16 protein-coding genes are annotated in these 20321 nt (G+C 71.7%); 5 read left to right on the forward strand and 11 right to left on the reverse strand.

Annotation, left to right across the window (positions count from 1 at the left end):
• Positions 1–156: 156 nt before the first annotated feature.
• On the reverse strand, positions 157–624 hold the full coding sequence (locus OG568_RS21345; RefSeq protein WP_329536409.1) for a DUF3017 domain-containing protein: 468 nt from the start codon (positions 622–624) through the stop codon (positions 157–159).
• Between the two features lie 328 nt (positions 625–952).
• The gene (locus OG568_RS21350; protein WP_054233749.1) at positions 953–1807 is read right to left on the reverse strand and encodes a bifunctional methylenetetrahydrofolate dehydrogenase/methenyltetrahydrofolate cyclohydrolase; all 855 of its coding nucleotides are present in this window, start codon (positions 1805–1807) and stop codon (positions 953–955) included.
• Positions 1808–2087: 280 nt separating this feature from the next.
• On the opposite strand from OG568_RS21350, the gene OG568_RS21355 reads away from it, so the two are divergent.
• Positions 2088–2696 carry a proline-rich domain-containing protein gene (locus OG568_RS21355; protein WP_329532750.1) on the forward strand — a complete coding sequence of 203 codons (609 nt, stop codon included), beginning with the start codon at positions 2088–2090 and terminating at the stop codon, positions 2694–2696.
• 254 nt (positions 2697–2950) lie between these two features.
• Here the strand turns inward: OG568_RS21355 and OG568_RS21360 are convergent, their stop codons facing one another.
• Positions 2951–3379, reverse strand: coding sequence for a peptidase inhibitor family I36 protein (locus OG568_RS21360; RefSeq protein ID WP_266584991.1), 429 nt, complete (start codon positions 3377–3379; stop codon positions 2951–2953).
• 224 nt (positions 3380–3603) lie between these two features.
• Here OG568_RS21360 and OG568_RS21365 point away from each other — a divergent pair, with 224 nt between their 5' ends.
• Positions 3604–4785 carry a helix-turn-helix domain-containing protein gene (locus OG568_RS21365; protein WP_329532751.1) on the forward strand — a complete coding sequence of 394 codons (1182 nt, stop codon included), beginning with the start codon at positions 3604–3606 and terminating at the stop codon, positions 4783–4785.
• 55 nt (positions 4786–4840) lie between these two features.
• On the opposite strand, the gene purH is transcribed toward OG568_RS21365, so the two are convergent.
• Positions 4841–6430 carry a bifunctional phosphoribosylaminoimidazolecarboxamide formyltransferase/IMP cyclohydrolase gene (gene purH / locus OG568_RS21370; protein WP_266627757.1) on the reverse strand — a complete coding sequence of 530 codons (1590 nt, stop codon included), beginning with the start codon at positions 6428–6430 and terminating at the stop codon, positions 4841–4843.
• Positions 6427–7047: a phosphoribosylglycinamide formyltransferase gene (gene purN / locus OG568_RS21375; RefSeq protein ID WP_266584986.1), complete on the reverse strand. Its 621-nt coding sequence runs from the start codon at positions 7045–7047 to the stop codon at positions 6427–6429. Before purN ends, purH begins: the two co-directional genes overlap by 4 nt.
• A 465-nt stretch (positions 7048–7512) precedes the next feature.
• Here purN and OG568_RS21380 point away from each other — a divergent pair, with 465 nt between their 5' ends.
• Positions 7513–8334: a hypothetical protein gene (locus OG568_RS21380; RefSeq protein WP_329532752.1), complete on the forward strand. Its 822-nt coding sequence runs from the start codon at positions 7513–7515 to the stop codon at positions 8332–8334.
• Positions 8335–8373: 39 nt separating this feature from the next.
• Here the strand turns inward: OG568_RS21380 and OG568_RS21385 are convergent, their stop codons facing one another.
• Complete coding sequence (locus OG568_RS21385) at positions 8374–9936, reverse strand: cell division protein PerM (RefSeq protein WP_329532753.1); 1563 nt, start codon at positions 9934–9936, stop codon at positions 8374–8376.
• 108 nt (positions 9937–10044) lie between these two features.
• On the opposite strand from OG568_RS21385, the gene OG568_RS21390 reads away from it, so the two are divergent.
• Positions 10045–11256, forward strand: coding sequence for a sigma factor-like helix-turn-helix DNA-binding protein (locus tag OG568_RS21390; protein ID WP_329532754.1), 1212 nt, complete (start codon positions 10045–10047; stop codon positions 11254–11256).
• 64 nt (positions 11257–11320) lie between these two features.
• On the opposite strand, the gene sucD is transcribed toward OG568_RS21390, so the two are convergent.
• From sucD to OG568_RS21415, 5 genes are all read right to left on the reverse strand, one after another.
• Positions 11321–12205, reverse strand: coding sequence for a succinate--CoA ligase subunit alpha (gene sucD, locus OG568_RS21395; protein ID WP_060901445.1), 885 nt, complete (start codon positions 12203–12205; stop codon positions 11321–11323).
• A gap of 21 nt (positions 12206–12226) precedes the next feature.
• Entirely contained in the window at positions 12227–13405 is a 1179-nt protein-coding gene (gene sucC / locus OG568_RS21400) for an ADP-forming succinate--CoA ligase subunit beta (protein ID WP_266436951.1), read from the reverse strand.
• 622 nt (positions 13406–14027) lie between these two features.
• Complete coding sequence (locus tag OG568_RS21405) at positions 14028–15245, reverse strand: VWA domain-containing protein (protein ID WP_329532755.1); 1218 nt, start codon at positions 15243–15245, stop codon at positions 14028–14030.
• Positions 15242–17572 carry a DUF5682 family protein gene (locus tag OG568_RS21410; protein ID WP_329532756.1) on the reverse strand — a complete coding sequence of 777 codons (2331 nt, stop codon included), beginning with the start codon at positions 17570–17572 and terminating at the stop codon, positions 15242–15244. The genes OG568_RS21405 and OG568_RS21410 overlap by 4 nt, the downstream gene beginning before the upstream one ends.
• Complete coding sequence (locus OG568_RS21415; RefSeq protein WP_266584973.1) at positions 17569–18735, reverse strand: ATP-binding protein; 1167 nt, start codon at positions 18733–18735, stop codon at positions 17569–17571. The genes OG568_RS21410 and OG568_RS21415 overlap by 4 nt, the downstream gene beginning before the upstream one ends.
• A 133-nt stretch (positions 18736–18868) precedes the next feature.
• Between OG568_RS21415 and OG568_RS21420 the strand changes: the two genes are divergently transcribed.
• A complete protein-coding gene (locus OG568_RS21420; protein WP_329532757.1) occupies positions 18869–20224 on the forward strand; it encodes an SWIM zinc finger family protein in 1356 nt (451 codons plus the stop codon).
• Positions 20225–20321: the final 97 nt, after the last annotated feature.

The following is a 20321-nucleotide window of genomic DNA, read 5'->3' on the forward strand; positions in this document are numbered from 1 at the left end:
ACACCGTGGCGGAATGGTCACTTCCGTGCCACAGGGAACTGCCGGCTGTTGAACAGGCGGTGCCTGTACAGAAGGGTTGACCCGGGCGGTCCTGCCGCCCGGCCGCGGCCCGTCCTTACTCGGGGGAGGGGACGGGCCGCGCCATGCGCGGAGGTCTCAGCGGACCGTGAAATGCAGCGTGTCGTCCAGGAACGGGATGACCAGCCACGGGTTGGGCTGTGCCATCAGCGAGAGCAGCACGATGGCGACGCCCAGCACGCCGTACGTGAGCATGTCCGTGAAGCGGGAGCGGACCGCGAGCATGCCCACGTCGGGCAGCATCCAGCGCATCACGGCACCGGCCAGCAGCGCGGCGCCGATCAGGATCGTGCCGAGCCGGAACACGTCGAGCGCGGTCAGCAGCAGACCGAGTCCGACGGCCGACAGGACGGCGAGAATGGGCCACTGCCGGGCCGGGGCCGGGGCGTCGCCGCCCGCCGCCCGGCCGCCGCCCTCGGGCCGCGCGGTGTCCCGCGTGAACAGGGGGAAGCGCCGCGTGGTGCGGCGCGGCTTCCCCTCGGCGTCGAGCGCCCCCTCGGCGTCGAGCGCGCTCGGCTCACCCGCGGCCCCCTCCGCCTCCCGCACACCAGCCACCCCGTTCACGGCCGCCGCCTTCCGCGAACCGGCCTCACCTGTCACGGCCCCCACCTTCCGCGAACCGGCCTCACCTGTCACGGATCCCGCCTCCCGCACGACGGACTCATCCTTCACGGCCCGCGCCCTGCGCGCACCCGCCGCACCGTTCGCGGCTCCTACGGCCTCAGTCTTCGGCGCGACGGAGTCGCCCTTCGCGGACCCCGTCCCGCGCGCGGCCGACCCGCCGTTCGCGGACGCGGCCTCCCGTACGGCCGACTCCGCGTCGGTGTCGGTGTCGATGTCGGTGTCGCGGGCCGCGGTGTCCTCGGGCCCGCCGTCAGCCGACACTGCGCTCCGCCGCTTCCACCACGTTGACGAGCAGCTGGGCGCGGGTCATCGGGCCCACTCCGCCGGGGTTCGGGGAGATCCACGCGGCGACCTCGGCGACGTCCGGGTGGACGTCTCCGACGATCTTGCCCTCGGCGCTGCGCGAGACACCCACGTCGAGGACGGCGGCGCCCGGCTTCACGTCCTCGGCGCGGATGAGGTGGGCGGAGCCCGCCGCGGCGACGATGATGTCGGCGCGCTTCAGGTGCGCGGAGAGATCACGGGTGCCGGTGTGGCACTGGGTGACCGTGGCGTTCTCGCTGCGCCGGGTCAGCAGCAGCGGCATGGGCCGCCCGATGGTCACCCCTCGGCCGACGACCACGACCTCGGCGCCCTTGATCTCCACGCCGTAGCGGCGCAGCAGGGTGAGTACGCCGTTGGGGGTACAGGGCAGCGGGGCCGGCTCGTTGAGGACCAGCCGCCCGAGGTTCATCGGGTGCAGGCCGTCGGCGTCCTTGTCCGGGTCCATCAGTTCCAGGATGCGGTTCTCGTCGATGCCCTTGGGGAGCGGGAGCTGGACGATGTAGCCGGTGCAGGTGGGGTCCTCGTTGAGTTCGCGCACCACCGCCTCGATCTCCTCCTGCGTGGCGGTCGCGGGCAGTTCACGCTGGATGGAGGCGATGCCGACCTGGGCGCAGTCGCGGTGCTTGCCCGCGACGTACTTCTGGCTGCCGGGGTCGTCGCCGACCAGGACGGTCCCCAGGCCGGGCGTGACGCCCTTCTCCTTGAGGGCCGCCACGCGGGCGGTCAGATCGGACTTGATCGCGGCTGCGGTGGCCTTGCCATCGAGAATCTGGGCGGTCATGTACCCATCCTCGCGGATGACCCGCTCCCGGTTCCAATCCGGGCGCCTCTTCCGCCCCGCAATCAGCTTCGATCGGCAGCGATCAGCCGTGATCAGCGATGTTGCGCTTACACAACACCTGCACAACACAATCGGAAGGACCCTGGACAAATTAGTAAGGCATTGAGAACGATGAACATCACAGTGCCGCGGACAGTACCGGGGGGACGGACCGCTCTGTAGAACTCTCCTCCGCACCTTGCCGCGCGTCCCCGCACCAGGCAACGGAGGAACACCCGCCATGAGTTTCGGCGACCCGAACAACCCCTACGGTCCCCCGCAGGGCCAGCCGGCCGGCTACCCGTCCCAGGGCCAGCCCGGCTACGGCTACCCCCAGGGCGCCCCGCAGCAGCCCGGTTACGGCTACCCGCAGGCCCCGCCGCTCGGCCAGCAGGCGTACGTCGGCTACCCCGGTGGCCCGATGGAAATGCCCGGCACGGTCAAGGCCGCGCGCGTGATGCTGTTCGTCATCGCCGGCTTCCAGGTGATCGGTGCCGTCCTGATCGCGATCTCGGCGCTCGCCGTCTCCGCCGCGAAGAACAACGCGGACCTCAAGGACGACGTCCAGTTCCAGCAGCTCGCGGACTACTCGGCCGGCGCCCTGTGGGGCGTCGCGGTCGCGGTCCTGGCCTGGGGTGTCTTCGCGATCTGGCTCGGCGTCAAGTGCGCGAACGGCGGCAGCGGCGTCCGCGTCGCCGCGCTCGTGTTCGGCATCCTCACCGCGGTCCTCGGTATCTACCCGTTCATCATCGTCGGTCTGGTGCACACCGTGCTCGCCATCCTCATCGCGGTGTTCGTCGGCAAGGCGGACGGCGCCGCCTGGTTCGACCGCCCGAAGTACGCGGCCTGAGGCCACCGGCGGCACAGCCGTCGCGAGGCCCGGTTCGAGGCCCGGTTCGAGGCCGACCGCCATGCCGGCTGCGAGGCCGACGTCCCAGCGACGACGGCGACTTTCCGCCATTCACTCCGAGGGCCGTGTCACACCCCGCGCAAAGGGGGACACGGCCCCGATGCCTCTGTCTGCCGTCGACCAAGGGATACGGCGGTGGCTTCCGACCCTCCCCCGAGGGGCCGGAAGCCACCGCCGCGCACGTGCACCAGGACTCAGCCGCAGTTACCGGTGATCCACTGGTGCGACCGCACCTTGTACGTACCGGCGAGGTTGCCGCCCTGCTGCTGCCGGGTGCAGCCGATCCGGTCGTTGTAGTTGGTGCTCGCGTAGAAGGCCACGCCGCTGTACGACCCGGTGCCGGCGTTCCACACCGACTTCACGTTCGTCGTGGCGGCCCAGGAACACTTGATGGCGCCGCTCTGCCAGTCGGGGTCGGCGACGCTCCACGAGCACTTGCTGCCGGTGAAGTTGAACCCGGTCCAGAAGCAGACGTTGCCCGACGCGCAGTCCACGGCGGCGGCCGAGGCGGGTGCCGCCGACGCGGAGGCGGGCAGGGCCAGCGTGGTGGCGGCCGCCGCGCCGACGGCGAGGGTCGCGAGCAGCGGGGAGAGGCGGCGCGGACGACGTACGGAAAGGTTCATGGGTCTGTTTCTCCTTGCGATGCGGCTGCTGGTGGTCGGACAGCCAGAAGGTGGCAACGCGGGTCCCGGCCGGGCAAGGAGACCCGACGGGATGGGACGCCGGGACGGCCGGACGCCCGCTACTTGGCGTGTTCTCTAACCTCTGGGACGACCGTGGGACGGCTACTCTGGCCAGCCATTGGAACGTCTGACCAACGTGCCGTATGTGCCAGGGGGGAACAGCGATGCCCGCGTGCCCGGAAACCGAACGGTTCGCCGCATTGTTGCGTTCGCTGAAGAACCGGTCCGGTCTGAGTTACGAGGCCCTCGCCAAGAAGACCGGCACGGCCGGATCCACCCTGCACCGCTACTGCCGCGGCACTTCGGTGCCCCAGGACTACGGAAGCGTGCACCGGTTCGCCACCGCCTGCGGCGCGACCCCGGACGAGCTGCGGACGCTGCACCGGCAGTGGGCCCTGGCCGACGCCGCCCGGACGGAGGCGGGGGCGGAGGCGGGGACGGAGGCCGACGCGGGCCTTGTCGAGGTCGTCGATCCCGTGGCCGGCGACAACGGCAACGGTGCCGAGGAGCCAAGGGTCGAGGAGCCAAAGGTCGGGGAATCGGCGGTCGGGGAATCTGGGGCCGAGGAATCGGAGACCGTGGAGGTCGGGCCCGTTCAGCAGGTCCGTCAGGGTCGGTTCCGTCTTGACCAGTTCCGTCGGGGCCGGACCCGTGTCGTCGTGATCGGCGCCGTGGCCCTGACACTCGGTGTCTCCGCCTGGGCCCTGACGACCGATCACCCGTCGTCCGGCACCGGCAGCGGCAGCGGCAGCGGCAGCGGCAGCGGATCCGTGGCGGACGGCCGTCTGCTCTTCTCGGCCGCCTGTCAGCCCGTGGTGGCCATGGGCCAGCACGACGCGTGCGTGGGGGAGGTACAACGGCTGCTGCACGCCAAGGGCGCGGACATCGACGTCGACTCGGACTTCGGACCGCAGACGCTGCGCCGGGTCACCGCCTTCCAGGTGTTCACCGGCCTCCAGCCCAACGGAGTCGTCGGGGACGCCACCAAGAAGGCGCTCTACACCTCGGACATACGCATGACCGTCTGGTCGCCGGCGAAGGTGCGGCAGCACATCCGCGCGGTCTTCACCGAGGTACCCGACGCGGCGGTCGCCATCGCGGACTGTCAGTCGTTCCTGGACCCGCTGCACATCCTGCCCAACACCAACGGCACCCGTAACTGGGGTCTGTTCCAGATCTCCGACCTGCGCCTGCGTGAACTGGGCGGTACCCCGCGTCAGGCGCTGGACCCGGAGTGGAACATCAGGGCGGCCAAACGCCTCTGGAGCAAGAAGCGCGACTTCCACGACTGGCCGAACTGCGCACGCGCGGTCAAGGGCGCGACCACCACCGCGCCCGCACGCTAGCGGCGGCCCACCGGAACCCCGGTGGACCGCCGCCCACGCATCGACTTGCCGCGGATCAGTGGAAGAAGTGCCGCGTCCCCGTGAAGTACATGGTGACGCCCGCCTTCTTCGCGGCCTCGACCACCAGTTCGTCACGGACCGAACCGCCGGGCTGGACCACGGCCCTGACGCCGGCCTCGGCGAGGATCTCCAGACCGTCGGGGAACGGGAAGAACGCGTCCGAGGCGGCGTACGACCCCCGGGCCCGCTCGGCGCCCGCCCGCTCGACCGCGAGCTTCGCGGAGTCGACACGGTTGACCTGGCCCATGCCGACGCCGACCGAGGCACCGTCCTTGGCGAGCAGGATCGCGTTGGACTTCACCGCGCGGCAGGCCCGCCAGGCGAAGGCCAGCTCGTCGAGCTCGCCCTCGTTCAGGGCGTCACCGGTCGCCAGGGTCCAGCTCGCCGGGTTGTCGCCGTCGGCCTGGAGGCGGTCGGTGACCTGGAGCAGCGCGCCGCCGTCGATCGGCTTGAGCTCGGCCGGGTTCGCGGGCGCCCGGTGGGCGCGCAGCACCCGGATGTTCTTCTTCTTGGTGAGGGCTTCGAGGGCGCCGTCCTCGTACTCGGGCGCCACGATGACCTCGGTGAAGATCTCGGCGACCTGCTCCGCCATCTCCTTCGTCACCGGCCGGTTGACCGCGATCACACCGCCGAACGCGGACAGCGGGTCACAGGCGTGCGCCTTGCGGTGCGCCTCGGCGACGTTCGAGGCGATCGCGATGCCGCACGGGTTGGCGTGCTTGATGATCGCGACGCAGGGGTCCTCGTGGTCGTACGCGGCACGGCGCGCGGCGTCCGTGTCCGTGTAGTTGTTGTACGACATCTCCTTGCCGTGCAGCTGCTCGGCCTCGGCGAGACCGCCGGCGCCCGAGGTGTAGAGGGCGGCGGGCTGGTGCGGGTTCTCGCCGTAGCGCAGGGTGTGCGCGCGCTCCCAGGTGGCGCCCAGGAAGTCGGGGAACCCGGAGGCGTCGACGGGGGCGTACTCGGAGGCGAACCAGGAGGCGACGGCGACGTCGTACGCGGCCGTGTGCTGGAAGGCCTCGGCCGCGAGCCGCTTGCGGGTGGTGAGGTCGAAGCCACCCCTCTTGACGGCGGCGAGGACGTCGCCGTAACGGACGGGGCTGGTCACGACGGCCACGGACGGGTGGTTCTTCGCGGCGGCACGGACCATCGAAGGCCCGCCGATGTCGATCTGCTCGACGCACTCGTCGGGCGTCGCGCCCGAGGCGACGGTCTCACGGAAGGGGTACAGGTTGACGACGACGAGGTCGAACGGCTTGACGCCCAGCTCTTCCAGCTGCCGCTGGTGGTCGGGCAGACGCAGGTCGGCGAGGATGCCGGCGTGGACCTTGGGGTGCAGGGTCTTGACGCGGCCGTCGAGGCACTCCGGGAAGCCGGTCAGGTCCTCGACCTTGACGACGGGGACCCCGGCCGCGGCGATCTTGGCGGCGGTGGAGCCGGTGGAGACGAGCTCGACACCGGCCTCGTGGAGCCCGCGGGCAAGTTCTTCGAGCCCGGTCTTGTCGTAGACGCTGACGAGCGCGCGCCGGATGACCCGCTTGGTGCCCTCGGTGCTCTCGGCCGTGACTGTGCTGTCGGCGGTCACTGGATAACTACCTTTCGTCCCTCAATGCGATAGCCGTTGCGGGCGAGCCGCCCCACGACATCGACGAGCAGCCTTCGCTCGACTTCCTTGATGCGCTCGTGCAGAGCGCTCTCGTCGTCCTCGTCCCGGACCTCGACCACGCCCTGAGCGATGATCGGTCCGGTGTCGACGCCGTCGTCGACGAAGTGGACGGTGCAGCCGGTGACCCTCGCGCCGTACGCGAGCGCGTCGCGTACGCCGTGGGCCCCCGGGAAACTGGGCAACAGGGCGGGATGCGTGTTGACGAACCGTCCGCCGAACCGGGCGAGGAATTCCTTCCCCACGATCTTCATGAACCCCGCGGAGACGACGAGGTCGGGCTCGTGGGCGAAGACGGCCTCGGCGAGAGCGCGGTCCCACTCGTCCCGGGTGTCGTAGTCCTTGACGCGGCGGACGAAGGTCGGGATCCCGGCCCGCTCGGCCCGGGCCAGCCCTTCGATGCCGTCGCGGTCGGCGCCCACGGCCACGATCTCGGCCCCGTAGGCCTCCGGCCCGCCCGCGGCGATGCCGTCGAGCAGTGCCTGCAGATTCGTGCCTGATCCGGAGACCAGCACGACGAGGCGCTTGGTCTTGGCCACGACGGGGCCCTTTCTCGGGGGAGCGTTTGTACGGTCGTACGAATGCTTCGCGCCCCTGGATACAGGGAAGTCTACAAACCGGCCGACCGTCAGCAACGATACCGGCACACCGGGCGGCCCCCACGGGACGGGGGCGTGGCCGGAAGGTAGCGTCTGCGGTGGATCCTCCCGGGAACACCGTTCAGCACGGGGAACGCCCTGTGCGCGTGGGACGTTGACCTGGGACGGGTAGAACGTTCGGGGTACGAGCCCTGGGGGCGAACGTCCGGGGCGCTGACCTCGGGCGGAAGACCCGGAGCACGGACTCCGCGGAGCGGTGCCCGGGGTGCGAACCCCGGGTCCTGATCCTGAAAACGAACGCCTGGGGCGCGAGCCCCGGGCAGGACGCTCGGGGCGCGCGTCGCGAGCACGATGCCGTGTGGACACGCCGCCCGCCAGAACCACCAAGGGGAAGACGCACACCTGATGCCGGACCGCAGTCTCCGACTCCCTCCGCTCCTGCTGCGCGAGCGGCGCCCTTCGCCTACCCCGCCGCGGGAGAGCGGGGACACGCCCGCGGGTGGGAACGGTTCCGCGGACGGACGCGGCCCTGACACCGAATCCGGCTCGGGCACAGGCTCCGGCTCCGGCTCCGACGACAACCCGTTCGCTCCGCCGCCGGAGGGGACGCCGGACCGCCCCTGGCAACCTCGACGTCCCGCGTCCGGCCAGAACCCGAACGAGAACGACGGTTCCGGATCCGACCCCGGACAGTCCCCCTGGGGCAGTCAGTGGAGCGACCGGCAGCCGGGGCGTTCGTCCGGCGGCGGTTTCGGCGACCGCCCCGGGACTCCGCAGGGTCAGGGCGGCCCGGAAGGTCCCGGCGGCGGTCCGGGCTCCGGAATGCGCTGGGACCCGACGGACCCGGTCCAGCGCCGCGCGCGCTTCGCGCTCCTCTCCGGAATGTGGGCGTTCTTCTTCGCCCTGTTCAGCTGGCCGTACGTGGCCCTGCTGCTCGGCGCGCTCGCCCTGTACTGGGGCGGCAGCGCCCTGCGCGCCAAGCCCCGCACGCAGGACCCGGACACCCCGGCTCCCGACCAGAACAACCGCCCCCAGACGACCGCCGCGGTGAGCGGCCTCGTCACCGCGTCCCTGGCCATCCTCATGGTCGCCGCGACCTTCACCGCGCAGCTCGTGTACAGCGACTACTACTCCTGTACGAACGACGCCCTCACCAACGCGGCCAAACAGTCCTGCAACGACCTCCTCCCGAAGGACCTGAGGGGCCTCCTGGGAACGCACGGCTGACCGGCTGGGGGCGGCGGGGACGAGGAACCCCGGGCCCCCTCACTCGCCCCGTTCAGGCAGCTCCGGCAGCTCCGGCAAGGACAACGCCTCCAGAGCCGCATCGGAGGGCAAGAGGTCGTACGGCTCCAGGCTCGGATCCGGATCGGGAGCCCCAGCCGGAGCCGGAGCCGCCACCACGGTCGGAGTCGGCTCCACCTGACCTCCGTCTCCACGCGACCGCCCCGCCGACCCCCACGAGAGCCACGACCGGCCCGCCCCCCACAACCCCCACGAGAACCACGACAACCACCCCGGCCACGAAACCCCACCTCGCCGCCAAAGCCTCCACTCCCGCAACCCCACCCCCACCGGAACCCCCACCCCCACCGTCCAACCAACCACCGCACCCCCCACCTGCCACCACACCGGCCCGAAGCGAGCCAACGCCGCCACCCCCAACGGCCCACCCGCCACCTCGGCGAGCACCGCCATCACCACCCCGCACAACACGGCCGCGAACCCGACCCCCACCACGACGCGCCCCCGCGACCAGACCTCACGGCCCTCCCCCGACTCCCCCGACTCTCCCGCGGTCACCAGGAACCACGCCACCGTCACCCCCGCCGCCACCGGCACGATCACCCCCGCCTCGCTCCATGCTGCTCCCGCCCCCGGCACCGGCACCGCCGCGAGCAGCGGAAACGCCGGAAGCAACGGCTCCGGCCCCGCCGCGGACAACGGCCCGGCGACATGCCCTGCCCCCAGGACGACCCCGGGCCCCAGCCCGTACGCGGCCCCCCACACCGCCGCGTTCGGCACGAGCGCCAGGCAGAGCAGCAGTACCGCGAACCGTCCCGACCAGACCTCGGTGAGCTGCGCGAACGAGTCCCGGGCGGCATCGCCGTGCCACACCAGCGACACCGCCACCAACAGCGAGCCACCCCCGACGAGCACCGCGGCCCCGCCTCCCGCCGCCCGCGCCGAAGCCCCGAGGAGTTCGGGCGAGCAACGGCGCACCCAGGCGGGCAGCCCGGCGAGCCACCGCCGGACCCGCGCGGGCGCGGGGAAGCCGGCGCGGCCGTACGTCACCCACACCCCCACCCCCGCCGCACTCCCGGCGAGCGACGGCAGGCACCCGGCGGTCCACATCCACGAAGGCCGCAGCTCCCCGCCCGAGCAGTACAGCGCGGCCGCCAGTCCGACCGTCAGATAGCCCGCCACGATCCCGGTCCACACCGTGCCCGGCTCCGCCTCGGCCTCGGCGTCCGCCACACCGCGCGCCGCCCGGTACAGCAGCCACACGGGCAGGACGACCAGCAGCAGCGGTGTCACGCCCACCGGCATGGGCAGGTCCGACAGGGTTTCGGTACGGATCAGCTCCACACCGTGCGCGAGCAGCCACAACGCGGCGGCCACGTGCAGCGCTCCGCCCATTCCGCTGTCCGGATAGGGCGAGCTGATCCACAGCATCATGACGAGGACGGCGAACGAGCCGAGTCCGAGCCCCGCCGCGAGGGCGCCACCCAGGAGGCTGGCGCCCAGTCCGGGTGATCGGTGGCGCATCCGGATGAACAAGGGCGACAACGACAGCCTGCGGTCGGTCATTTGGGTCACGTCCGCCATGCTCCCAACGACACGCGCTTTCTCGTCGTAACAGGCGAAGCTCGGATGTGTCGCTCAATATGCAGCTATGTACTTTTTCGTACTGAGGGGCACCCTGTGGGGTCCGACATGACACGCACCCCTGCGACCCCGCTGCCCTCCCCCAAGGAGCGCCGCCGCCTGCGCGAGGCCAAGTCGCTGAGCCAGGACGACGTCGCGGCCGCGGTGGGCGTCACCCGTGCGACGGTGCGCTCGTGGGAGAACGGCCGTACGACGCCGCGCGGCCACAAACGGGAGGCGTACGTGCGGCTGCTGACGGGCACTGAGATGACCGCCCATCAGGAGAACTCGGCTCCCGCCCTGGTCGGCGCCGCCACGGGCCCCGTACAGGCGTCTCCCGACCGCGCCGAACCCGCCCCTGAGCCGCCCCCCGAAGCCCCGTCCACCTCCGAAATCGCCCACGAACCCGAGCCCGAACGCGACCCCGAGCTCCGCCCCGCACTCCGACCCGAGCTCCAACCCCCGCTCGAACCCCTTTCGGCCCCCCTGACACCCGATCAGGCCTTCGACGCCCTCTACGCGTTCTGCGCCCCCGCCCTCGCACGGCAGACCTATCTGCTCACCGGGCGGCGCGAGCTGGCGCGCGAGTCGGTGGAGCGGGCCTTCCAGCTGGCCTGGCACCGCTGGCCCGAGGTGGCCCTGGACCGGGATCCGGCGGGGTGGGTGCGGGCGACGGCGTACGAGTTCGCGCTCTCGCCCTGGCACCGGCTGCGCCCCCGGCACCGCAACCCGGAGCCGCCGCCCACCGCCCCCGCGGACCGCGCGCTGCTCGACGTACTCCTGACGCTGCCGCCCGTGTACCGGCGGACCCTGCTGCTCTACGACGGGGTCGGTCTCGACCTGCCGGAGACCGCGGCCGAGACGGAGGCGAGCACGCCCGCGGCGGCCAACCGGCTGCTGCGCGCGCGAGAGGCCGTGGCCGCGCGGCTGCCGGAACTGGCGGTACCGGAGGAGTTGCACCGGCGGCTCGCCCAGGTCGCCTCCACGCAGCGGCTGCGCCCCGCGAGACCCACCATGGTTCGCTGGGGCGGGGAGCAGCGGGCCCGGCACTGGACCAGCGCCGCCATCGCCTTCACGGTCGTCCTCATCGGCGTCACGACGCTGACGCTGCGCACGGCCCCGGACCACTACGAGCCGCCGCTGGCGCCCGGCACCACGGTGCAAGGAGTACCACCCCGGGTCGCGCCGGGGCCGCTGTCCGCGGAGGAGCTGGCACTGCGCGCCAAGCTCAAGAGTGAGACGGTCAGCGGTCCGCAGCGGCTGGTTCCGGAGCCGGGCTGAGCCGGGTACGACGACGGGCTCGCACCCCCGTGCGGGGATGCGAGCCCGTTCGGCTTGGTGAAGGTCAGCCGGCGAGGATCTCGCGGGCCAGCTTCGCCGTCTCGGTCGGCGTCTTGCCGACCTTGACGCCGGCGGCCTCGAGGGCCTCCTTCTTCGCGGCGGCCGTGCCGGAGGAGCCGGAGACGATGGCGCCGGCGTGGCCCATGGTCTTGCCCTCGGGCGCGGTGAAGCCGGCGACGTAGCCGACGACCGGCTTCGTCACGTTCTTCGCGATGAAGTCCGCCGCACGCTCCTCGGCGTCGCCACCGATCTCGCCGATCATCACGATCAGGTCGGTGTCGGGGTCGGCCTCGAACGCGGCGAGCGCGTCGATGTGCGTCGTGCCGATGACCGGGTCGCCACCGATGCCGACGGCGGACGAGAAGCCGATGTCACGGAGCTCGTACATCATCTGGTACGTCAGCGTGCCGGACTTCGAGACCAGGCCGATGCGGCCCGGCTTCGTGATGTCGCCCGGGATGATGCCGGCGTTCGACTGGCCCGGGGTGATGAGACCGGGGCAGTTCGGGCCGATGATGCGGGTCTTGTTGCCCTTCGACTTCGCGTACGCCCAGAAGGCGGCGGAGTCGTGGACGGCGATGCCCTCGGTGATGACGACCGCGAGGGGGATCTCCGCGTCGATCGCCTCGACGACGGCGGCCTTGGCGAACGCCGGCGGCACGAAGAGGACGGACACGTTGGCGCCCGTCTTCTCCATGGCCTCGGCGACCGTGCCGAAGACCGGGATCTCGGTGCCGTCGATGTCGACGGACGTGCCCGCCTTGCGCGGGTTCACGCCACCGACGATGTTCGTGCCGTCGGCCAGCATGAGCTTGGTGTGCTTCATGCCCGTGGCACCGGTCATGCCCTGGACGATGACCTTGCTGTCCTTGTTGAGGAAGATAGCCATGGCGGTTGTTTCCCTCGTCCCTTACTTCGCAGCCGCGAGCTCGGCGGCCTTGTCGGCCGCGCCGTCCATGGTGTCCACACGCTGGACCAGCGGGTGGTTGGCGTCCGACAGGATCTTGCGACCCAGCTCGGCGTTGTTGCCGTCCAGACGCACGACGAGCGGCTTGGTGACTTCCTCGCCCTTGTCCTTGAGCAGCTGGAGCGCCTGGACGATGCCGTTGGCGACCTCGTCACAGGCGGTGATGCCACCGAAGACGTTGACGAAGACGGACTTGACGTCCGGGTCGCCGAGGATGATCTCCAGGCCGTTCGCCATCACCGCGGCGGAGGCGCCGCCACCGATGTCGAGGAAGTTGGCGGGCTTGACGCCGCCGTGGTTCTCACCGGCGTACGCGACGACGTCCAGGGTGCTCATGACGAGACCCGCGCCGTTGCCGATGATGCCGACCTCGCCGTCGAGCTTGACGTAGTTGAGGTTCTTGGCCTTGGCCGCGGCCTCGAGCGGGTTGGCCGCCGCGTGGTCGACGAGCGCCTCGTGGTCCGGCTGACGGAACTCGGCGTTCTCGTCCAGCGACACCTTGCCGTCGAGCGCGATGACGCGGCCGTCGGCGACCTTGGCGAGCGGGTTCACCTCGACTAGGAGGGCGTCCTCCTTGATGAAGGTGTCCCACAGCGTCACCAGGATCTCGGCGACCTGCTCCGCGACCTCGGCCGGGAACTTCGCCTGGGCGACGATCTCGCGGGCCTTCTCGATCGAGACGCCCTCGTTGGCGTCGACCGGGACCTTCGCGAGGGCCTCGGGGTTCTCCTCCGCGACGACCTCGATCTCCACGCCGCCCTGGACGGACGCCATGGCGAGGAAGGTGCGGTTGGTGCGGTCGAGGAGGTACGAGACGTAGTACTCCTCGGCGATCTCGGGCGCGGTCTCGGCGATCATCACCTTGTGGACCGTGTGGCCCTTGATGTCCATGCCGAGGATGTCCGTCGCGCGGGCGACGGCCTCGTCCGGGGTGGCGGCGAGCTTGACGCCGCCGGCCTTCCCGCGGCCACCGACCTTCACCTGGGCCTTGACGACGGACTTGCCGCCAAGACGCTCGGTCGCCTCGCGGGCTGCCTCAGGCGTGTCAATGACTTCACCGGCCAGCACCGGTACACCGTGCTTGGCGAAGAGGTCCCTCGCCTGGTACTCGAACAGGTCCACGCGCGTCCGTCCCTATCAGTGATCTCGCGGTTCGTTGGATGCGTGGGCGTGCCGCGAAGGGCAACGTGACGTCCGCTGTCACAAGGGTGGCGCACACGGTGTCCGAGCGCGCGGCATGTCCGTCTCGCAGGTTATCGCCGCAGGACGTGGGTCCCTAAATCGCAGGTCACACCTGAGCGGTGATACCTGTCACAGATCCGGCCTTCACAGGACCTCACCGGGCTGGGGTTTGCCTGGTGAGGCCCCTCGAACAGCCCCCCAGGGGCCCGGGGAGGGTGGCCCCCACCCCCATGGGGACCACCCTCCCCGTCCGCGGGGTTTCGGTCGGCCACGGCGGATGGATTTCGGCCGTCCGGGGCCGCGGCCCCGCGGAGTCGGTCGGTCGGCAGCGGACTCGGCCACGCCATAGGCCAAACAGGTGGCACTGCCTCCGACACCCGCCACGACCGACCGGGGCAGGTCCGAACGGCGGAGCAGAGCCGTTCCGCCTCTAAACGTCAGTTCGATATCGAGGACCCGGCGTCCCCACGCCGCACGCCGGGCGCGACGACGAGGGCATGACACTTCCGTCCGCCGCCTGCGCCCGCTCCCCGCATCTCTCCTCACGTCTCCTCGCATCTCCTCACGCGGCGTCCGGTATCGGAAGCGGGCGCTTCTCGATCGCCGCCGCCATCACCTCGGGAAACAGGTCGGGCGTACAGGCGAACGCCGGTGCGTCCAGCGCCGCGAGCGCCGCCGCGTGCTCGCGGTCGTACGCGGGCGCCCCTTCGTCGGACAGCGCCAGCAGCGTCACGAACTGCACTCCCGACGCCTTCATCGCCGCGACCCGCTTGAGCATCTCGTCACGTATGCCCCCTTCGTAGAGGTCGCTGATGAGCACGACCACCGCGTCGGCGGGCCGGGTGATCTGCGACTGGCAGTACGCGAGTGCCCTGTTGATGTCCGTACCGCCGCCCAACTGGGTGCCGAAGAGGACGTCGACCGGGTCGTCGAGCTGGTCGGTCAGGTCGACGACGGCCGTGTCGAAGACGACGAGCCGGGTGGCGATGGACCGCATCGACGCGAGGACGGCACCGAACACGGACGCGTAGACGACGGACGCCGCCATCGATCCCGACTGGTCGACGCAGAGGATGACCTCCTTCTTCACGGACTGTGAAGCACGCCCGTAGCCGATCAGCCGCTCGGGCACGATCGTGCGGTACTCGGGCAGGTAGTGCTTCAGGTTCGCCGCGATCGTGCGGTTCCAGTCGATGTCCTGGTGACGAGGCCTGCTGACACGCGTACTGCGGTCGAGGGCGCCGGTGAGGGTGGCCCGGGTACGGCTGGCGAGCCGCTTCTCCAGATCCTCGACCACCTTGCGCACGACGGCCCGTGCCGTTTCCTTCGTCGTCTCCGGCATGACCTTGTTGAGGGAGAGCAGCGTGCCGACCAGGTGCACATCGGCCTCCACCGCCTCCAGCATCTCGGGCTCAAGGAGCAGGGTGGACAGCCCGAGCCGGTCGATGGCGTCCCGCTGCATCACCTGCACGACGGACGAGGGGAAGTACGTCCGGATGTCACCGAGCCAGCGCGCGACGGACGGTGCCGACGTTCCGAGCCCCGCCGAACGATCCCGCCCCGACCGCCCCTTGCCGTCCTTCCCGTACAACGCGGTGAGCGCCATGTCCATCGCCGCGTCCTGCCCCGCGAGCACGCATCCGGTGCCGTCCGCCTCCTCGCCCCCGAGCACGAGCCGCCACCGCCGCAACCGCTCGTCGGTGATCTCAGTGGCGTCGACGGCGTCAGTGGCGTTGGTGATGTCCTTGGTTCCGGTCGCTTCCCCAGGTGTCGCTGTCATCGGGCCACCCCCGCAAAGGCGTCGTCGTAGGACTCGTCCAGCCCCAGCAGCAGGCTCAGCACCGGCAGGACCGCGTCGGCGCGCTCGGGGTCGAGGTCGGGAGCGAACCCGGGTATGCCGGAGGCGGCGGCCTCGGCGCTCCCCCGCGCCCCCGGGCCGCGCCGGACCAGCTCGCCCAGCGTTCTGCGCACCCCGGCCTCGTACGCCGAGAACGTGCGCCGCAGCAGCGGCAGCACATCGGTGAACGCCTCCGCCGGCACCCCGGTCAGCCACGCGTCCACCAGAGCGAGCAGCCGCTCGTCGTGCACGAGCAGCATCCCGCCCCCGGAGCCACCGCCGACGAACCCCTCGACCCACGCGGCCGCGTCCCCCGGCTCCGTACCCGGCGACAGCACGAGCCCCATGAGCCGCGCGGCCTCGTCCTGCTCCAACTCCCCGTCGTCCAGGAGCAGTCGTACCGCCCGCCCACGGATCACCCCCGGCACGGTGTCCCGTCCGCTCAGCACCCGGAGTACGGAGTGCCAGCGCTCGCGTATCCCTCCGGAGGACACCGTGCCCGGCTCCCCCAGCAAGCCCACCGCGCCGTGCACCGCGTCCACATGGCCTCGCATGTGCTCGGCGGCCTCCGCGTCCAGGGCCGTGCAGGCCGGTGGCAGCCCGACGAAGATCCGCTCGGCGAGGCCCACGGCGACGTCCGTGAGGGCGTGTGTGTCCGTGCCGCGCACATCGCCGTACCGCAGGGAGCGGACGAGCGCGGGCAGGGCCTGGGCGAGGTGGCCGACATCCGCGTCCAGCGCCGCCCGGTCGGCGAGGACCCGCATCACCACGGGCAGCGCGTCCGGGAGTTCGGCTAGCAGACAGCGCTCGGCCAGGGCCGTGACGTCGGCCAGGGCGTGCGCGGCGACGGTGTCGGCCTCGGCCTTGCCGGTCGCCGCCGACAGCACCGTCGTACCCCAGACCCCGGCCTCGGCGACCCGCACGTACAGCTCCGGCTCCCAGCGCAGCCGCCAGGTCTCCCGGAAGGTGCCGGTGCTGCCGCGCGAGGCGGTGGGTTCGCCCCAGGCGATGCCGAGCAGCCGCAGCCGGTGCAGGAGTCTGCTCCGCCCGGCGTCGGTCTCGCCCCGCAGATCCAGCTCCAACTCCCGCTCCAGCGGCTCTGGTTTGAGCCGCAGCCGCTTCTGCACACGCGCGAGGTCGCGCTGCAACGGCACCGCGGGGGCGGCCTGAGGTACCTCGCCCAGCACATCGCCGACAACAAGTCGGTCGTGCACGAGCCCCAGCGGCACGTCCGAGCCCTCGCACATCACGGCCCGTACGGCATCGGTGGCCTCGGTCAGCCCGGGCAGCGGGCGACCTCGCATCGCGGCGAGGGTGTCGGCCAGTCGTACCGCCTCGATGACGTGCGCGGACGACACCATGCGGTCCTCGTCGCGCAGCAGCCGCGCCACCTTCGTCATCCAGCGCTCGACGGGACGGTCCGGGGCGGCGAACAGATGCCCGTACCAACCCGGCGAGTCGATGCCCGCGCCGTACCCACTGACCCGCGACAGCCGTCGGTGCGTCCACGGCACCCACGTCATGTCGACCTTGGCCTTGGGCAGCCCCTTGAGCAGCGCCCGATCGGCGGCCACCGTGGTCCTTCGCCGCAGCGCCGGCACGTGCCAGGCCCCGCACACCACGGCCGCCCCGTCCCCGAACTCCCGCTGTGCCGCCCGCACCTGGAGCCGCATGTACGCCTCGCGCACCAGGTCCCGGTCGTGTCCCCCGACCCCGTAGACCTCTCGCAACGCCCCCATCGCCTCCTCGAGCGCGGTGAACGGCGCGAACGGGTCGGCCCCGCTCCCGGCCCCGCCCCGGTGCTCGACCACGTCCTCCCACCAGCGCTCGGGATCGTCGTAACCCGCCGTCTCCGCGAGTACGGCCAAGGGGTCGATCCGCACATCCGCGCCGACGGGACGGTCGGATGCGCCTACCTCCTTGTCCTCTTCCTTCCCCCAGGCCAGCGTGTGGGTCGCCGGGAGGTCGATGAAGCGGGCCGGGACTCCGTGCTCCAGGGCCCAGCGGACCGCCACCCACTCGGGGGAGAACTCGGCCAGCGGCCAGAAGGCGGAGCGGCCGGGCTCGTCCACGACATGGGCGAGGAGCGCGACGGGAGGACGCATGTCCTTCTCGGCGGCGAGCGGGATGAGCGCGTCCGCCTCCGGGGGTCCCTCGATCAGTACGACCTCGGGCGTCGCCGCCTCCAGTGCGGCCCGCACGGCGCGGGCCGACCCCGGGCCGTGATGCCGCACCCCCAGCAGCAACGGCCCCGCCGTGGAGGTCGTCATGCGCTCACCTCCCGGCAGGCCCGGTAGAAATCCTTCCAGCCGTCCCGCTCGCGGACGACCGCCTCCAGGTACTCCTGCCAGATGACTCGGTCGGCGGCCGGATCGCGGACGACGGCGCCGAGGATGCCGGCCGCCACGTCGGACGCGCGAAGGACACCGTCGCCGAAGTGGGCCGCCAGAGCGAGGCCGCCCGTGACGACGGAGATCGCCTCGGCGGTGGACAGTGTGCCGCTGGGCGACTTCAGCTTCGTCCGCCCGTCCGCCGTGACCCCGTCGCGCAGCTCGCGGAAGACGGTGACGACACGGCGGATCTCGTCGATGCCCTCGGGTACGGCGGGCAGGTCGAGCGAGCGGCCGATCTGGTCGACACGCCGCGAGACGATGTCGACCTCGGCGTCCGCGCTCTCCGGCAGGGGCAGCACCACCGTGTTGAAGCGGCGGCGCAGGGCGCTGGACAGCTCGTTCACCCCGCGGTCGCGGTCGTTGGCGGTGGCGATCACGTTGAAGCCGCGGACGGCCTGCACCTCCTGGCCCAACTCCGGTATCGGCAGCACCTTTTCCGACAGGATCGTGATCAGCGTGTCCTGCACGTCCGCCGGGATGCGGGTCAGCTCCTCGACGCGGGCCGTCATGCCCTCGGCCATGGCCCGCATGACCGGGCTCGGCACGAGCGCGTCCCGGCTGGGGCCGTGCGCGAGCAGCTGCGCGTAGTTCCAGCCGTAGCGGATCGCCTCCTCCGGTGTGCCGGCCGTGCCCTGCACCAGCAGGGTCGAGTCGCCGCTGACCGCCGCGGCCAGGTGCTCGGACACCCAGGTCTTGGCCGTACCGGGCACGCCGAGCAGGAGCAGCGCGCGGTCGGTGGCGAGCGTGGTGACGGCGACCTCAACGATGCGGCGCGGTCCCACGTACTTCGGTGTGATCACCGTGCCGTCCGGCAGTGTGCCGCCCAGCAGATAGGTCGCCACCGCCCATGGCGACAGCCGCCAGCGGGCGGGGCGCGGCCGGTCGTCCTGCGCGGCCAGCGCGGTGAGTTCGGCCGCGAAGGCGTGCTCGGCATGTGGCCGCAGTGCCTCGCCCGCACTCTCGCTCACGCCCTCGCCCATGCCCTCGCTCACGGGCGGACGGACGGTCGTCGGTTCAGCGGACTCAACGGGCACGGACATGGCTCGCTCCCCCTCCAGCTCGGCCGGTTCGGATCTGGTTCCACCGTGCACCACGCCACTGACAATGCGCTCTGAACTGCGCAAATACGCTCGCGAAGGCCGATTGTCAGTGGCGGGACCTACCTTCGATGACATGACTCAGCAGGGGGTGCGCTGGACGGCGGATCAGGTGCTGGCACTGGCGCCTGATGCCGCGTCACGTACGGCGGGCAGCAAGCTCGGCGCGGCCGGGCCGTGGTCGGAGGCAGGCAGTTCTGACGAGGGGACGGTATGGGGACTGTGCAGGGGAAGTGGCAGCAGGCCTTATCAGACGGTCATCGACATCGCGGACTCCACCGGGCCCGCGTACACGTGCAGTTGCCCGAGTCGGAAGTTCCCGTGCAAGCACGCGTTGGGACTGCTGCTGCTCTGGGCGGGCGAGGACGGTTCGGTGTCGCGGGGGCGGGCGCCGGACTGGGCGGAGCGGTGGATAGAGGGGAGACGAGAGCGAGCGGCGGAGAAGGGGACGACGGGCGGGGCATCTGGGACGGCGTCACCGGGCAATCCCGAGGCGGCGCGGCGCAGGGCGGAGCGGCGGGCCGAGCGGATCACCGCGGGGGCGGCGGAGCTGGAGCAGCGGTTGGCGGACCTGCTGCGGGGCGGCCTCGCGTCGGCCGAGCGGGCGGGCTACGGGATGTGGGAGGAGACGGCGGCTCGCATGGTCGACGCGCAGGCGCCCGGACTGGCCGCGCGGGTCAGGGAATTGGGGGCGATTCCCTCCTCCGGGCCCGGCTGGCCGGTGCGGCTGCTGGAGGAGTGCGCGCTGCTCCACCTGCTCGACCAGGGCTGGCTGCGCCGTGAGCGGCTGCCGGACGACCTGGCGGCGACGGTTCGCTCGCGGGTGGGGCTGCCCGGTTCGGCGGACGGGCCGCCGGTGCGTGACCGCTGGCTGGTGCTCGCCCAGTACGACACGGCGGACACCCGGCTCACGACCCGCAGGATCTGGCTGTACGGCGCGCAGACCGACCGCACCGCGCTGCTCCTCTCCTATGGGGCCGCCGGCCGTGCGCCGGAGCTGACGCTCCCGGTGGGACTGGCCTTCGAGGCGGAGGTGACGGCCTACCCGGGCGCCGGACAGCTCCGGGCGGCCCTGGGCGAGCGGTTCACGCCAGCCGCCCCCACGCGCATCCGTCCACCGGGGCTGACCACTCCCGAGGCCGCGGCCCGCTTCGGCGAAGCTCTGCGGGCCGACCCCTGGCTCGACTCCCACCCGGTCACGCTGGCCCGGGTGATACCCACCCCCGACGATGACACCTGGCAACTCGCGGATGCTGACGGCGACTTCGGACTCCCGACCACCCCTTCCCCTCTCTCCCGTCCCGGCCTGTGGCGCCTCGCCGCCCTCTCCGGCGGCGCGCCCGTCACGGTCTTCGGAGAGTGCGGCCACCGCGGCTTCACTCCCCTGACGGCCTGGCCGGAGGGCGACGGAGAGCCGGTGTCGCTGTGCTGACCACCGGCACCATTCGCACTACTCGCACTACTCGCACTACTGGAACCACCGCCACCACCCGCACCACTGGAACCACCCGCACCACCGGCACGGCCCC

Origin of the sequence: Streptomyces sp. NBC_01450, from assembly GCF_036227505.1 — a bacterium.
Taxonomy (GTDB): domain Bacteria; phylum Actinomycetota; class Actinomycetes; order Streptomycetales; family Streptomycetaceae; genus Streptomyces.